This is a genomic window from Vibrio sp. 970, assembly GCF_033339075.1.
The window spans coordinates 1-1,158 of the sequence record NZ_JAWOTW010000090.1 but is presented as its reverse complement, the minus strand read 5'-3'; the positions used below and the strand labels follow the sequence as shown (position 1 = coordinate 1,158).

Annotated in this window: 1 protein-coding gene; it reads right to left on the bottom strand. The window is 46.7% G+C overall.

Going from position 1 to position 1,158, the window contains the following annotated elements; genetic code table 11:
- Positions 1 to 218: 218 nt before the first annotated feature.
- The coding region (gene hldE, locus R7Q11_RS24905) for a bifunctional D-glycero-beta-D-manno-heptose-7-phosphate kinase/D-glycero-beta-D-manno-heptose 1-phosphate adenylyltransferase HldE (protein ID WP_225466848.1) at positions 219 to 1,158 on the bottom strand (940 nt) is incomplete at its 5' end.

Sequence of the window (1,158 nt, the reverse complement as noted above, 5' to 3'; positions counted from 1 at the left end):
ACATTCAGTTATACAATGAAATTAAAACGCCAGTTGATTCTTCAACTGGCGTTTTTTGTTGTCTATCATTCGATGCAAATTACCTAACATTGTACGCCTAGCGATTATCTCGCAAATGCATTGCCATACCAGAACGTAACGTAGGACAGCAAGCATAGAAAAACAAAAAGGCCGCTTTGCAGCGACCTTTCAGATAGTGTTGTTCAAAGCAGTAAGGCTTAGCCTTTGCCGCCTTTAATTGCATTGATGATTTCGCTGGTTGAGCAACCATCTTCAAAGTTCAAAACACGAACTTCACCACCTGCTGCAATCACTTCTTTACCACCGGCAATCTCTTCTGGTTTGTAGTCACCGCCTTTCACTAACATGCTTGGCAGCACTTCAGAGATCAGACGCTGTGGCGTATCTTCACTAAACGGTACAACCCAGTCAACCGCACCTAAACCTGCCAATACTGCCATACGGCGATCGGTTGGGTTTACTGGACGACCAGGGCCTTTTAAACGCTTTACAGACTCATCGGTATTTACTGCGACAATTAGGCGATCACCTAGCTCAGCAGCATGGTTAAGGTAAGACACATGACCAGCGTGAAGAATATCAAAACAGCCATTGGTCATGACGACTTTCTCGCCACGAGCGCGTGCTTTTTTCACCGCTTCAATCAGTGCTTTTTCTGAGATGACACCAAAGTCGGTATCTTGACTGCCATGAACCGCTTCTGCCAATTCAATTTCAGACAGCGTCGACGTACCCAGTTTACCCACGACAACGCCAGCAGCTGCGTTAGCAAGTGCACACGCTTCTTCGAAGGATTTACCTGCCGCAACCGACGCGGCAAGTACAGAAATCACCGTGTCGCCAGCACCTGTTACGTCGTAGACTTCTTTCGCTTGCGTTGGTAGATGGAATGGCTCTTGGCCACGACGAATCAACGTCATACCGTGCTCACTACGTGTTACCAATAGCGCTTCAAAATCAAACTCTTCAACAAGTGCCAGAGCTTTCTCTACCAGCTCTTGATCCGATTTCACTTTACCGACCACATCTTCAAACTCTTTCATGTTTGGTGTCAGTAGAGTTGCACCGCGGTAACGTTCAAAGTCCGCACCTTTAGGATCAATGAAAACAGGAATATTCGCTGCTCGCGCTTTCTGA